We start from the raw sequence: 14,399 nt of genomic DNA, 5'->3' as shown, positions 1-14,399 counted from the left end.
TGGAGTCTTATGTGGATGGAGGAAGGGCAGGGCGGACCGGCCAGGCACCGGCCGATCGGGATCGGTTCGTACGCGTTCTCAAGGAGCGGGAAGGCCCGCGGCGACCCGGTCGAAGACCTCGCGCAGCGCCGGGGCGAGCGGGGCGGGCGGATCCGCGTGCAGGCAGTGCTCCACGGCCACGGCGCTACTCGCGCCGATCACCGCGGCAACCAGCTTCGGGTACACGTCCCGGGTGACGTCAGTACCGGTGCGTTCGGCGATCGCCTTGGCCAGCTCCTCCTGTGCGGCCGCGTTCGCCTTGACGACCTCCCCCTGCAGGGCCGGTTCGGCCAGCATGAGCCGGAGCCCGTCCGTCCAGCGCCGGTCACGGGGAGACCTCACGGTGTCGCCTTGCGGCACGAACTGGGCCTGCACGGCATGGGCGATCGAGTCCCACAAGGGCTCGGTGGCCGGCCGCGCGCGCAGTGAGTCGGCGATCCGCAGCATGCGCTCCAGATGGCTGGCTGCGATCGCCTCGGCCTTACTGGAGAAGTAGTTGCGGAAGGTGCGCACGGACACGTTCGCTGCGGCGGCGATGTCCTCCACCGTCACGTTGTTCCACCCTCGCTGCACGCAGAGGCCGATCGTGGCCTGACTCAGCGCGACGCGGGTCTCCCGCTTCTTGCGCTCCCGCAGCCCGATGCGCGTGTCGTCTCCCTCTGTCATGTCAGCCACCGTAGGCAAATATTGCCGAATTGGCAAGCTTACCGATATGGCAACTTTCTGTCGTTAGAGCAACACGGAGCACGGACCCATCCCGCCACGCCGAGCAAGCCCACAAAGGGGATGGGCGGGGAGATCAACTGAGCAGGTTTGTCCAACCCCTGAGCAGACGGTGGGGAAATTCAAAGAGCCCCATCACTGAGGCGTGCTTGACGATGTGCGAGCGAGATCGGGGGCAGGTGTGACCGCTGACGCGTCGGCCGCGGCCGGTGGGGGGCGCGGTGAAGCGGCGCGATGCCGGGCGGCGAGGGTGCCGCCCCGCGTGCGGTCGGTCAACCGGCCCCTTGCGCAGGCAGACCCTTGTTGCCGTCGCCCCAAGTTGCCGTCATGACCACGGAGTTGATTAGCCACCCGTCGGCGGTCCGTGCCAGTTCCCAGCGGTAGTCGCCGCCGAGCGTCCACAAGGGGGACCCATGGGGACCGGCGAGACGGTGGGTGGCCTGGAAGGAGGCGCTGCACACGGCGCGGTCCCCGGTGAACTGGACCAGGTGGTTGGCGATCAGGTGCTGGGCGGCGTCGTAGCCGCCGAGCGTCGCCGACCAGGCGTCGACGATCTCGTGCGGCGTGAGCCGGACCGGTTCGCCGCCGTTCAAGCTGGTGTAGTCGAGGACCACCTCGTCGGCGAACAGGCCACGCAGCAGCTCCCATTCACGGCGATCCGCGTGCACGGCCATCCGGGTACAGGTCTCGGCCACCTCGATCCGGGTCAGAGCAGGACACGGCACGGCGGCTGCAGGGGAGTCGGGCATGGCGAAGCGGTCTCCAGTGAGGGTGAGGAAGGGGGAGGTTGGGTGGCGGATGCGGATGCGGATGTGGTCTGCGGGATGTGGGGCGCAGCCTGCTCACAGCGTGCGGGCGAAATGTTCGGCCGCCGCGTCCGCGGCGAGGCCGACCTGGGGCGGCTGGTCGTAGAAGTCGAACTGGACGCCCTCGGTCCAGAGGAAGGTCTTGGGCCCGGCGAGGTTGTCGTGGAAGCGGCGGGCGCCGTCCGGGATGGGCGGGGTCCTCGCTGTGTACGAGCAGTACGGAGCGGTCAACTGCGGTGCGATCGCGATGGCGTCGAAGTCCAGCCAGCCGCTCCAAGCCATGACGGCAAAGCGGTTGGGCCACCGCTTGGTGCCGCCGCGCTGCGGGTTGAGGTAGAAGTCGATGTCGAAGGGCATGGCGGCGTCCGGTTCGCTGCCACTGACCACGGGCACCTAGTGTCCTGCGCCGGAGATCCGTTGGCAGTAGCGGGCGAGGGAGTCGAGGATTTCTGCGGCGGTTTTGGTCCAGATGAATGGCTTGGGGTTGGTGTTCCACTCCTCGACCCATGTGCGGATGTCGGCTTCTAGGGTTTGCACGTTGTGGTGTGTGCCGCGGCGGATCTTCTGGTCGGTGAGGAAGCCGAACCACCGCTCGACCTGGTTGAGCCAGGATGAGTAGGTCGGGGTGAAGTGCAGGTGGAACCTGGGGTGTCTGCCCAGCCATGCTCTGATCGTGGGGGTCTTGTGGGTGCCGTAGTTGTCGACGATGAGATGGACCGCCAGGTGGGCAGGGACTGTCTTGTCGATCCGGATCAGGAACTTCTTGAACTCCAGGGCCCGGTGGCGTCGGTGCAGGGCGGTGATGACTTCACCGGTGGCGACGCCGAACGCGGCGAACAGGGTGGTCAGCCCGTTGCGCACATAGTCATGGGTGCGTCGCTCGGGCATGCCCGGCATCATCGGCAGTACGGGCTGGGACCGGCCCAGGGCCTGGATCTGGGACTTCTCGTCCACCGAGAGAACCACCGCGCCCTCGGGCGGGTTGAAGTACAGGCCGACGACATCGTGGACCTTCTCCACGAACAACGGATCCGTCGACAGTTTGAAGGTGTCCGTCAGATGGGGCTTGAGCTGGAACCTCCGCCAGATCCGGCCGACGGTCGACTTCGACAGCCCGCTGCGGTCCGCCATCGAAGAACGCGACCAGTGGGTCGCGTTCTTCGGGATTTCCTCCAGGGTCGCCACCACCACGGCTTCCACCGCATCGATACCGATGACGGGCGGCCGGCCCGGCCGGGGCTCATCCACCAGCCCGTCCAGATGCTGAGCCAGGAACCGGCGCCGCCACTTGCGGACCGTGTCCGCAGCCACCCCCAGGTTCCGGGCCACCTCCACGATCGGCGGCACTTGCGGGCCCGCACACGCCAGCACGATCCGCGCCCGCAGAGCAAGTGACTGCGCCGACTTCGCACGGCGGGTCCACCGCTCGAGCACCGCACGCTCGTCCTCGGCCAGGAGTAACGGCTCCAGCTTCGGACCCCGACGAGGAACTGACGCACCAGCAGCAGAAGTCACACAACAACTAACGAACCACTACTGGCGCAGGACACTAGTAGTGCTTGGTCAGGTTGATATCGGTTCTGGCATGTTGCGGTGACAGGTGGGGCAGGCGCCGGTCCAGAGCGCGAGGAGCAACTGCAGTTCGCGGGCGACCTTGTAGAGGCTCAGACCGGCGCCGTCCCTTTTGGGGATCGGGTGATGCGCTGGAGGGTGCAGAAGGCGTGCGCGACGGAGACGAGGGTGACGTGGTGGTGCCAGCCTCTCCAGGTGCGGCCTTCGAAGTGAGCCAGGCCCAGGACCTGTTTCATCTCGCGGTAGTCGTGCTCGATGCGCCAGCGCAGTCTCGCGGTGCGCACGAGGGTGGCCAGCGCCGTGTCGGCGGGCAGGTTGGACAGCCAGAACTGCACGGGCTCGGGTTCGGTGGCAGGCCATTCGGCCAGCAGCCAGCGCACGGGCAGTTCCGGACCGGCGGTGTTCTTGCGGATCTCGCGTCCAGCGGGCCGGATCCGCAGGGCCACGAACCGCGAGTACATGCGCTTGACGCCGCTGCGACCGCTGCCCGGTCGGGAGCCTTCCCGCCACTGCACCGGCTTCGCGGCCCGCTTGCCGGCCTCGATGACCAGCTTCTTCACCGTCCGGGCCGGCTCGGGGTAGGCGGGCCGCGGCCGTGGGCCGCGACCGCGATAAGGCGGGGCATGCGGCCGTGCCGCTTCCGGCTGGGCGGTGGTCGTGGTGGAGATCCCCACCACGTAGCGGAGCCCGCGTTCTTCCAGACCCAGTCGGAAGACTGCCGCATCGCCGTAGCCACCGTCGGCGACGACGAGCGGGACATCAACACTCCACGACCTCGTCTCATCAATCATGTCCAGGGCCAGCTGCCACTTCTCGACATGGCCGATCTCGTCGGGGATGCCGCACGTGGTGCGGCGGGCCACCTTGGCCGCATCGGCCTTCGGCGAGGCGGGGTCCCAGCTCTCGGGCACGAACAGCCGCCAGTCAACGGCCGCCGAGGCGCCGTCGGAGGCCAGGTGCAGCGAGATGCCGGCCTGGCAGTTGGTGACCTTGCCCGCGGTGCCGGTGTACTGCCTGGCCACACACGCCGACGCCTCCCCGTTCTTGAGGAAGCCAGTGTCATCGACGATCAGTGCCGTCGGTTTGATCACCTGCTGCATCCGCCAGGCGAGACGGGCACGCACATGCGCCGCCTCCCATGGGCTGGTGGTGATGAAGTGGGCCAGGGCCTGTCGGTTGCCGTCCTTACCCAGTCGGGCGGCCATCGGTTCCACCGACTTGCGCCGACCGTCCAGCAGCAGGCCCCGCAGGTAGACCTCGCCCCACCGGCGCTGATCCGCCCGCGAGAACGGCTCGAACATCTCGGCCGCGAAGTCCTCCAGATCACACCGGACCGCGGCCAACTCCCCACCCAGCACACCCGGTCAACGACACAGCCGATCAAACGGACACGCCGCCAGCGAGTGAACCTGACCAAGCCCTACTAGGTGACCTCGCCGGTGTCCTCGTACCTGCGCCGGGCTTCGGCCGCTGCCGCCTTCTTCGCTTCGATCCCTCCGGGCCGCCGTAGTTCTCCTTGCAGATGCGGCCGTCGTGGAGCCATGGGGCCACCAGAGCAAGCGACCTCACCCTCGGGTCCTCGGCGGCGAGGGCGCTCACGTACATCGCGCCCGCGCACACTCCGAGCACGCCCAACTGCCCGTCGTCCACCGCTGGATGCCCGGTCAGGAAGTCGGCCGCCGCGCTGAGGTCCTGGACTTTCAGCTGCGGAGATTCGTAGTCCCGCGGCTCACCGGCTGACTCACCGTATCCAGTGAAGTCGAAGGAGAGGGCGGCGTAACCGCGCCGGGCGAGTTCCTCGGCGTACCGGTCGGCCATTTGCTCCTTCACACTGGTCCAGGTGCCGGCGACCACGACGCCCTGAAGCGGGGTGGCGTCATCGGTGCCCGAGGGATCGGGCAGAAAGAGGTTGCCGACGAGCTCGGCCCCCTCACCGGCGAAGCTGATCCGTTCACGTAGTGGCATGTCAGGACTCCTTCAAGTAGGAAGGCGTACGGAAGGTCGTCAACTGACCGTCATACGAGAGAAGTTGGTCAGCCCGATGCCTGGGGGCACGCGCGTTCATGGATGGAGACATGGCCTGCCCACTTGCCCCTGACACGCTGGCGGTTGAGGCTCCGACCGACAACGCCGAATGGCTCAAGACACGTTGAGCGTGGCTAATCAAACCCGCTTCGGAGTGGACGGCCGCAGCAGCGTCGTTCCGGGCCCCTCGTGATCTTCCTGCCTTCCGACCCGACTTCCGCCTCGGACAAGCTGGGTTGGGAGCCGGGCGGGGCAGAGCTGAGCGCCTTGTCGTTGTTCAGCATCGTGATGCGAGCGGGGGCGGCCGGTCCACCGTGAGAAGGCGGCGCGGCGCCACGTTCGGGACCGTCCATGATCTTGTGCGGGTCCACGGCAGCTGACACGGCCCCCCACAGCCGCCGCGGCGTCTGGTCCTTGCGGCCGGATGTGTGAGAGGGCCTGTCCTGCATCTGCGCCTACGGGGCGGAGGTGCTCCCGCCGGTGGCTCTTGACCAGGCAGGTCTACCAACCGGGGCGGGCAGGGAACCGTAACCATCCATCTGCGAGCGCCCGGGGGAGGGACGTCTCGTACCCCGCCGGTCATGTCTGCGGGGAATCGCCTTTGGCGCGTGGTTCTCTCGTGGCCATGGAGGTGCTGATCTGATGAACGTCCATCGAGAACGGGACGGTTCCGCCGTGGCACTGACGCCGCGTCGGCGGGTGCTGGCCGCGGCCGTACCCGTACTGGCCGGAGGCGCTGCGACCGCCCTGTCTGCCGGACCCGCCCGCGCGGTCGCCTCGGTGCGCCGGGAGCCGATCCGGCCGCTGCGTACCACCGCGGGGGACTGGCGGGCAGTGGCCGGGGCCCTGGGTCGTCCCGGCAACATGATGGGTGCTTTCGACTACCACACGGCGTTCCTGCGCACGGATCTCGAGGTGATCTCGGACGGCGTGACGGTCATGCCGGGCCTCGCACTCGGGTCCCATGTGGGGTTTGTGCGCTACGCGGATGGCAGCAGCATGGTCATGGGCGATCTGGTTGCCACCGAGGGCGAGCTACAACAGATGACGGACGCTTTGCAGGCTCACGGGTTCATGCAGACCGCGGTCCACAAGCACCTGCTCGCCCACACACCGGATCTGTGGTGGACCCATGCCCACGCCCGCGGCGGCGATCCGGTGGCGCTGGCCCGAGGGCTGCGCGCGGCACTGGACGCGACGCGGACCCCCATGGACGTACAGTCGGCGGCTCACGAGCCGGTCGATCTGGACACCGCCGGCATCGACGCCGCGCTGGGAGTCAAGGGCTACAGCGAGGATGGTGTCTACAAATGCATCTTCGTCCGCCGCGAAACCATTACCGACGAGGGGCTGGTGTTGCCCCCGGGGCTGGGCTCGACCTCCGCGCTCAACTTCCAGCCGCTGGGCGAGAGCCAAGCCGCGATCAACGGTGACCTGGTCATGATCGCTGACGAAGTCAACGACGTCCTTGCCGCGCTGCGCCAGGGCAACATCGACATCGTCGGGCTCCACAACCATGCCCTCGCCGACGACCCCCGACTCTTCTTCACCCACGTCTGGGCCGTCGGCGATGCCGTCACCCTGGCAAGAGCCCTGCGACGTGCGGTGAGCGCCACCAACACGACACCACGCACCTGACCACGCACCTGAACCGTGGCTCGTGCTGATACCAAAAACCCCCTGCCGCGCGGGCAGCCTGCGCGGCAGGGGGCTGTGGAGCAAGGCCAGCGAAGGTCAGAGCAGCTTCTGCGGGGCCTGGAACTGGTCGACGGGCGCGACGTTGCACGCGGCCTTGGGGCCACCGAGCAGGTGTCCGCCGATGCCCTCGCCCTCGGGCAGCGGAACCAGGCAGCGTCCGTCGACGTTGATGAGCGGGGCGCCGTAGGTGTTGAGGATGCCGCCGGAGTCACCCGCGATGGCGGTGTCACCGCTGCGGGTCCCGAAGTCCGTCGCACCGGTGCCGCTCGACGTCGGGCCCTGGCCGATGCGGGCAGAGCGGATGCTGTCGTGCGCGTTGGTGGGGATGGTCTTGGCCTCGGGCCCCATGGTGTGCGCCGAGGCGGGCACGGCGATGGCCATCGTTGCGGCAGTGGCGAAAACCGCCCCGGCCAGAACCTGCTTGATCACGGTTGTGCTCCCATTCAATGGATCAGAGAGGGGTGACAGGCTTGCCATGTGGGAAACCCGCCGCCCCTAGAACGAGGAGCAGGCAGAAGACGTCACAAATTGCACTCATTCAGACCAATATGCAACTCACTGGCCTGATAATGGACAATCACTCGCTCCGTGCTCTCCCGTAGCGGCTCATACCCGCATCCAGCCCGTTACGGGCGAGCCGCTCACCGGCACCGGACACGGAGCCGAGCAGCCGTCAAGGCCGGGCCCCGGCAAGTCCGCCCGCTCCGTCAGGGCCGGACGGGAGGCTGGGCTGTGGGTAGTCGCCAGTAGGGAACTGGTACGCCCGCCTTCCACCGACGGGCAGCGGCCGAGCGCACCCGCAGAAGCGAACCTCTTGGCCGCCGGCGCCCACCGGCATGGACACGCATGTCCGATACCCCGGCCCGGTCGGCTGGGACTTGAGCGCACAAGGGTCCCGGGGCCGGTCAGGCCTCGGGACCCTTGCGTGCTTCTCCGACCCCTTCAACGACGGCATGCAGGCTAGGTCACCCGGCTTCCTCCGTACAGTCCAGTCCGAACCATCCGGTCACGTGAACTCAGCCCGCCCGCAGGGAAGTTCGCCGTAGTAGCCGGGTAGTTCGAGGACCGGAGCCGGGGGGAGAGCCCGTGCTATGCGGAGGGGACCCGCAAAGCGGCCAGTACTGGCAGGTGGTCCGTGGCTGCCCGGAGGTCTCGTTCCGAGATGTCGGGGAGTCCCATCGGCACTCCGCACCCCAGCACCTCCACGCCCTCCGTCGCGAACACCGCGTCGATCCGCTGAAGCGGATCGCCGAGCCGGGTGGTGTGCTCTCGCCCCCACGGCTTCGTCGCCCAGCCGTCCTGGAGGGCACCCGCGAGCAGGCCGAAGGTACGACCCTCCGGCCGGTCGTTGAGGTCGCCCGCGGCGACGGCGTACGGCACGTCCAGGGCGGACAGCCGCTCAAGGAGCAGTCGGCCCTGCTCGTAGCGCTCTTGGCCGTTGCTGCTCAGGTGGCAGCTGAGCACGCCGAGCCGGGCCCGGCCGAACCGCAGCACGGCCGTCGCGAAGCCCCGCTGGTGCAGGCCGGGAGTGCGGGGCAGCAGAACGTCCTCGGTGCGCTCCACATGGGCGCGCAGCGAGGAGAGGATCATGGGCCCGGAAGCGGTGGCGCCGCCCGACACGTACACGAGCCCGGACGTCCGGGCGAGGCGGGCGGCGGCTTTGCGCCAGCGGAAGAACCGCGGCGCCTCTTGAACGCAGACAACGTCGGGCCGACAGGCCCGGATCACCCGGGCGAGGGCCGGGACGTCGTCCCGCATGGAGCGGATGTTGTAACTGAGCACGCGCACGACCACGGAGCCGTCGGGTTCCGTCGCCGATCCGGGTAGGTCCCGCACGCTTTCCCTCTCCATGCCTCACCTTTCCACCGGGACGGCGCGATGCGAGATGGCGCTCAGCTGCCCGGACGGGGGTGCTGCGGCGTCCCATTCCTGTTCGTCGGCCTCCAGGCATCTGGTGGCTTCGCACGACGATCTTTTCAAGAAACGAGAAACCGTCGGCCAGGGTTCCGGCCGACGGTCTCCAGCCCCAATGGCGCCCAGGCCGCACGGCCTTGGCTGCCCATGGTGCCCATGGTGTGCCCAGGCCGCACGGGCCCGGCTGGGGGCGCTACTTGAACAGGCGGTCGGCGCTGGTGGCCATGCGGTGAGTGGAGCTGTGGTGGTTCACCCAGTCGCGTACGAGGTTGATGGCGTTGGCGCACTGCCAGCTGTCGTCGTACTCGCGAACTCCGGTGAAGGCACCGTAGCCCGCGATGATGCCGTCCACGCGCGCATCGCCCAGCAACTTGTCCACGTACCAAGGGTCGTTGTACGTGGTCGTCCAGGACAGCGTTGCCCCGAGGCGTCCGGCAGACCGGTCCCCGGCGCCCTTCTTCAGTTCAGCGCACGTGTTCCAGGTGGCTTCGGTGCAGTTGCCGAAACCCTTGGAGATGTCGGAGTCGCCGTAGTCCATGGCCCGGTGACCCGCCGGGAATCCGGAACCGGACCGGTTGAAGGCGCCCTGGGCCTGGTCGCGGGTTCCGGTCGTCGTGATGCCCTCCAGGGGGCCGAGCCTGTTCTCCAGGCTCTTCCAGCCCCTGCCGCCGACGTCGGGGGTGCTGCCGCCGTGGTACTCGTAGAAGCCGTAGAGGACCTGGATCCCGGCAGCCGTCAGCCTCTGTGCCTTGTCACGCAGACCGGCGACGCTGCACGCGCGGTTGGGTGCTTCTCCGCAGTAGTTGGGGTCCTTGATGTCCAGCCAGACCAGTGCCAGTCGGCGCCCTGCTTTGGCGTTCGAGACGATGCGGTCGATCATGCTGTCGAAGCTGGGGCCGTGCCGGGTTTCACCGGCCGAGGAGCAGTCGTGATAAGCACGCCACTCGTTCGGGTTGTACCAGGCACAGACGTCGATCTCGATGCCGTTGGCCCCGTGCTTGAGCGCGGCGTCCACACCGTCCAGGGTGTCGACCCGGTGCGCGATGGCGTAGATCGCGTGACGCTGATCGGCTGCTGCCGCCGGGGTCGAACCGAGCACGGTGGCACCGACGATCCCGCACAGCGCCGCCATCAGCGCCAGTAACACCTGCGGGCGGCCGCCTCGTCGTAAGTGAATGGTCAAGGAGACTGCTCCTTCATTTCGTGTTGTGAAATCCGGTGCTCCGCGAAAAGCGGTTTCCGCAGCGCAGACGGCGCGTGACGATCAGGTTCGCCGTCCGGCAACGGCCGCAAGCACCTCGTGCGGGAACGATGTCACGGGCGGAATGGGGTCGATCGGCCTCAGAGCCTGTCAGAGCCTGTCAGAGGAGGCCAAGTACGGGCATCGCAGCACTCGTTGCGGAGCGCGGGACGCGGGGCGCCTGCGCTACCGCACTCTCGCGGAGCCGGGTGCCGAGCCTCCGGCGCGCCACATCCGTCGCCCCTCTGCGGGACTCAGCGGACGGCCACCTTCGCCACGCCAGATGTCCTCTCGCGTACCGGGTGACGGTCGCCGGGAGCGATCAGGCCGTACACCACCGCACGGTATTCCTGGCCGCCGCTGTGCGCGGCTTTGACGTGCGCGGTGACGTGCGCATCGGAGCCGGCGGCGACAACAGCACCGCAGGTCGCCTGGTGCCACGCGGGTCCGCCGCTGCGCGCTTCCAGGCATATCTGCAAGTAGCTCGCCGCGTCTTCGTCCCCGTGGGCCGTGACCGCGAAGGTACGGCCGACATGCGCCGTCTGCGGCGCGGTGATCTTCACGCCTCCCTTCGCGAACGCCGGCCCGGCGGCCAGCGTCACCGCGGCCAGGCCCAGCGCCCCGATCGCGGCCATCCGGCCGCCCCGCGCCCTCATCCCGGTCTTCTTCGTCCTGGTCATGGACTTCCCTCCCGGGGGTTTCCCCCTGCCTGGCGAGGCCGTGTCCACCAAGGCGCTCGGTGTGCCTCGCCGACCAATCAGATGAGCCGGTCGCCCCGGCCGTTGCACCCCGCGCGGCGCCTTCACAAATCCATCACAACGGCATCGGGCGCACTGCGCCCCGCACCAGCTTCAGGAGCAGCTCATGCGGAGGGAGAGTCGCTCGGCAACAGGAGGCTGCCGAGCGGCCCGTCCGGCTGTAGGCGGCGTGCGGTACCGCGTGGAGTGCCCGTGGCGTGATGCGGCATGACTCAGACCAGTTCGGGTTGCGGTTCCGTGTGGAGAGCTGGTGCGGCCTTGGGTTTCCACGACTTGGTGGTCCGGAGGTAGCCGTAGATCACCGAGACCATCGACAGGATGACCAGTGGTCCGAACACCCACGGATGTGTGGCCATCTGCGTCGGCAGCCAGCGGTACGACGTCAGGAGGGCGGCGAAGACCGCCGTGCCGTAGGCGACCAGCTGGATTCCCGAGCGGTCCCAGCCGCGGTCGAGTGTGCGCAGAGCCGCCTCGATGGTGAGCGAGAACACCACGCCGGCGACCAGGTCCACGCCGTAGTGGTAGCCGAAGCCCAGCGTGGCGCTGAGCGTGGCTGCCAGCCAGAACGTCCCCGCGTATCGCAGAAGCCGGGGGCCCTTGCGGGAGTGGATGAAGATCGCGGTGGCCCACGCCGTGTGCAGGCTGGGCATGCAGTTGCGCGGGGTGAGACCGTCGTAGGGCACCGGGTGCGGGGCGGTGATGGGCGGCGGTGTGTGCGGCCACAGGTTGGTGACCGCCCACTGGACACCGCCGGTGCCGGATGCGCCGGGACCGTAGGCGAAGACCGGGCCGACCACCGGGAAGATCATGTAGATGGCCGGGCCGAGAAGGCCGATCACCAGGAAGGTGCGCACCAGGTGGTGGCGCGGGAAGCGCCGCTCGGCCGCTACGTTGCGCAGCTGGTACAGGGCGACGGCGATCGCGGCCACCGCGAGCTGGGCGTAGATCAGGCCGAGGACATGGGAGCCGATCGGGCCGGTGGCGTTGAGTATGCGGCCTGCCAGCCACGACGGGTTGCCCAGTGCGTGATCGGCGGTGGCGACGTACGGGTCGAGCACGGTCGGGCGGGTCTTCGCCGTGATGAGCAGCCAGGAATCCCCGATCTTGCGGCCGGTCACAAGGAGCAGCCCCAGGCCGACGCCCTTCAGGAGCAGGGTTCGTTCCTGGCCGGTTCGGCGCGTGATCGCGAAGATTGCACAGCCCGACATCGCCCACAGTGCGCCGTTGCCGAAGAAATGGCCTTCGGGCACCCTGACGTCCAATGCCCATCGCGCCAGTATGAAGACGGCGTCGATGCCGATCGCGGCACCAGCCGCGATGAACCGTTGCCGCCAGGTCAGCACCACCATCATCAACGCCAGGCCGCCGTACAGCGGCCCCGGTTTGGGCGCGAATATCAGCTCTCGCGCCTGGTTGGTGACCGGCCCCGGTTCGCCTCCGTAGCGCCTCGCGATGATCTCCAGGGCGATAAGGAATCCGATGGCCACCGCGCCTGCCGTCGCCCAAAGAATCACGCGGGGCCGACGCCAGGCGGTGAAGTTTATTCTGCGGCTTATTCGCTGAAATCTCTTAGAAAGTGTAGGTATCAATTGTTTTGCCGATTTGTTAGATGCTGGTTGAGTTAGATCACCCTCAGGGGCACAGCGCCGTTTCCGATAGAGGAAGGGCGATGCGGGTGGATGCCGAAGGGTTGATCATGCCATCGGAGCGGTACGAGTGGTTTCGCGGGCATCAGCCAAGCCGTGACGAGGCCGGAGACGCCCCAGCCGCGGCCGACGTGCCGTATCGGCGGATCGCCTCCTGGAGCCGTGCTGATGCCACCCCGGCTCGCCCGATTCGGGCAACGGGGTATTGGCCCGCGTAAGGCGATGAATGCCCACTCGGCGGGCCTCGGCGCGAACGGCGGGCCGCCGCGCGACCGGGTACGCCCCAGGCCGACTGCGTCGATCGGCTTCACGGGAGCCCCGGCTCGCCCGTGGCTCAACGGCCTGCGCAGCGAGTCCTGACCCTCATCGGGGTGGCCCACCCATGCCCGCGTCCGTGCAAGACGGACCGGCTACGGCGCGGGTCCCTCGGTCGGTCAGCTGGGCGTGGATCTGCTCGGCGATACGACCACTGCTGTCGGGTCGTCGGCATGATGAGCGATTCGGCCGGGCCGGTGAACCGGCGATGTGTCGGTCCGGGGAGGTGCGACCCGGGCCGGTGGCCCGGCGACGCGCGATCCAGGTCTGGTGGTCCGGGGAGGTGGGGCCTGGGCTCGGTGGTCCGGGGAGGTGTGCCCCGGCCTGCTAGCGGTCTGGCGACGCGCGACCCGGGCCCGTCGGTCTGGCGACGCGCGATCCGGGCTTGGCGGTCCGGCGACGCGCGCCCTGGACTCGGGGCTCCGTGTCGCTTACTGGATCGGCGGCTCTTCCTCAACGAGGGCTGCTGTCAGGCCAGTTGGGATGGGGAAGCATATCGGGTTTGGCCGGTCCGGCTGGCAGTACGCGCCCGCGCCGGGGCCCAGCCCACCTGGCCGCCCCGTCTGACGCGTCACAACTCCGGTACGGCCTCTTCGGCAGCGACTGGGCCGGGCGGGGTTCCGCCGCCGAAGGGGCGGCCGCCCAGTGACGCCCGGTCGTGGGCGTCGAGCCAGCCCGACAAGTCCGGGCCCACCGGCACGATGCCACTCGGGTTGATGTCCTGGTGGACCAGGTAATAGTGGCGTTTGATGTGGTCGAAGTCGACTGTGTCGCCGAAGCCCGGCGTCTGGAACAGGTCGCGCGCGTAGGCCCAGAGAATGGGCATCTCGGACAGCTTCTGCCGGTTGCACTTGAAGTGGCCGTGATAGACCGCGTCGAAGCGGACGAGTGTGGTGAACAGCCGGATGTCCGCCTCGGTAATGGTGTCACCGACCAAGTAGCGAGACGTCGTGAGTCGTTCCGAGAGCCAGTCGAGACGCGCGAACAGGGAGGCGTACGCCGAGGCATAGGCCTCCTGCGAACCCGCGAAACCGGCACGGTAGACGCCGTTGTTCACGTCTTTGTAAACCGTCTCGCTCACGGCGTCGATCTCTTGCCGCAGCGCTGGCGGGTAGAGCTCCGGGGCCCCTTCACGATGGTGAGCCGTCCATTCCAGCGACATGTCGATCGTGATCCGAGCGAAGTCGTTCGTCACCACCTTGCCGGTCGGCACGTCGACGATCGCCGGTACCGTGACGCCGCGGTCGTAACCGGGATCGCGGGCGAGGTAGGCCTCCTGGAGCCGTTCGATTCCGAGCACCGGATCGCGCCCGTCAGGGTCCAGGTCGAACGTCCAGCTGCGCTCGTCGTGGGTCGGCCCGGCCACGGCCATCGGCAGCGCGCTTTCCAGCCCGAGCAGCCGCCGCACGATGACCGCCCGGCTGGCCCACGGGCAGGCCCGGCTGACCACCAGCCGGTACCGGCCAGGTTCGACGGGATATCCGTCGCGCCCGTCGGCAGTGATCCGAGTGGTGATGTACCGGCTGTCCCGCGTGTAGGAACTGCCGGGATTCACATAGCTCATAGGTAAGAAACCCCTGTTCAGGCTTCCAGGCTCCTAGTCGGCGCCCGGCTCGGCTAGGGGAGCGTCAGCGCCCAGCACGCGTCCGCACCCAAGACAAGA

At 68.3% G+C, this 14,399-nt stretch carries 13 protein-coding genes; 1 reads left to right on the top strand and 12 read right to left on the bottom strand.

What is annotated here, in order from left to right; translation table 11 throughout:
• Positions 1-78 precede the first annotated feature (78 nt).
• From OG522_RS02925 to OG522_RS02900, 6 genes are all read right to left on the bottom strand, one after another.
• Complete coding sequence (locus OG522_RS02925) at positions 79-705, bottom strand: TetR/AcrR family transcriptional regulator (RefSeq protein WP_329461325.1); 627 nt, start codon at positions 703-705, stop codon at positions 79-81.
• A 329-nt stretch (positions 706-1,034) separates the two neighbouring features.
• A complete protein-coding gene (locus OG522_RS02920; protein ID WP_329461324.1) occupies positions 1,035-1,511 on the bottom strand; it encodes a nuclear transport factor 2 family protein in 477 nt (158 codons plus the stop codon).
• Positions 1,512-1,604: 93 nt separating this feature from the next.
• On the bottom strand, positions 1,605-1,955 hold the full coding sequence (locus tag OG522_RS02915; protein WP_329461323.1) for a hypothetical protein: 351 nt from the start codon (positions 1,953-1,955) through the stop codon (positions 1,605-1,607).
• Between the two features lie 6 nt (positions 1,956-1,961).
• Positions 1,962-3,083, bottom strand: a complete 1,122-nt coding sequence (locus OG522_RS02910) for an IS630 family transposase (protein WP_443074651.1) — start codon at positions 3,081-3,083, stop codon at positions 1,962-1,964.
• 149 nt (positions 3,084-3,232) lie between these two features.
• Positions 3,233-4,498, bottom strand: a complete 1,266-nt coding sequence (locus tag OG522_RS02905; protein WP_443074650.1) for an IS701 family transposase — start codon at positions 4,496-4,498, stop codon at positions 3,233-3,235.
• Positions 4,499-4,520: 22 nt separating this feature from the next.
• Complete coding sequence (locus OG522_RS02900; protein ID WP_329461322.1) at positions 4,521-5,105, bottom strand: alpha/beta hydrolase; 585 nt, start codon at positions 5,103-5,105, stop codon at positions 4,521-4,523.
• Positions 5,106-5,840: 735 nt separating this feature from the next.
• On the opposite strand from OG522_RS02900, the gene OG522_RS02895 reads away from it, so the two are divergent.
• Positions 5,841-6,803 carry a DUF1259 domain-containing protein gene (locus OG522_RS02895; protein ID WP_329461321.1) on the top strand — a complete coding sequence of 321 codons (963 nt, stop codon included), beginning with the start codon at positions 5,841-5,843 and terminating at the stop codon, positions 6,801-6,803.
• Positions 6,804-6,899: 96 nt separating this feature from the next.
• Here OG522_RS02895 and OG522_RS02890 read toward each other — a convergent pair whose 3' ends face one another.
• The 6 genes from OG522_RS02890 to OG522_RS02865 all read right to left on the bottom strand — a co-directional run bounded on the left by OG522_RS02890 (position 6,900) and on the right by OG522_RS02865 (position 14,300).
• Complete coding sequence (locus OG522_RS02890; RefSeq protein WP_329461320.1) at positions 6,900-7,292, bottom strand: hypothetical protein; 393 nt, start codon at positions 7,290-7,292, stop codon at positions 6,900-6,902.
• Positions 7,293-7,952: 660 nt separating this feature from the next.
• On the bottom strand, positions 7,953-8,714 hold the full coding sequence (locus tag OG522_RS02885) for an endonuclease/exonuclease/phosphatase family protein (RefSeq protein WP_329461319.1): 762 nt from the start codon (positions 8,712-8,714) through the stop codon (positions 7,953-7,955).
• A 256-nt stretch (positions 8,715-8,970) separates the two neighbouring features.
• Positions 8,971-9,960: a phospholipase gene (locus tag OG522_RS02880; RefSeq protein ID WP_329461318.1), complete on the bottom strand. Its 990-nt coding sequence runs from the start codon at positions 9,958-9,960 to the stop codon at positions 8,971-8,973.
• A 311-nt stretch (positions 9,961-10,271) separates the two neighbouring features.
• Positions 10,272-10,697: a hypothetical protein gene (locus tag OG522_RS02875; RefSeq protein ID WP_329461317.1), complete on the bottom strand. Its 426-nt coding sequence runs from the start codon at positions 10,695-10,697 to the stop codon at positions 10,272-10,274.
• A gap of 290 nt (positions 10,698-10,987) precedes the next feature.
• Positions 10,988-12,289, bottom strand: coding sequence for a phosphatase PAP2 family protein (locus OG522_RS02870; protein ID WP_329461316.1), 1,302 nt, complete (start codon positions 12,287-12,289; stop codon positions 10,988-10,990).
• Positions 12,290-13,307: 1,018 nt separating this feature from the next.
• On the bottom strand, positions 13,308-14,300 hold the full coding sequence (locus OG522_RS02865; protein WP_329461315.1) for a glutathione S-transferase family protein: 993 nt from the start codon (positions 14,298-14,300) through the stop codon (positions 13,308-13,310).
• Positions 14,301-14,399: the final 99 nt, after the last annotated feature.

Origin of the sequence: Streptomyces sp. NBC_01431, from assembly GCF_036231355.1 — a bacterium.
Classification (GTDB): domain Bacteria; phylum Actinomycetota; class Actinomycetes; order Streptomycetales; family Streptomycetaceae; genus Streptomyces.
This window is presented reverse-complemented; position numbering and strand designations above follow the sequence as displayed.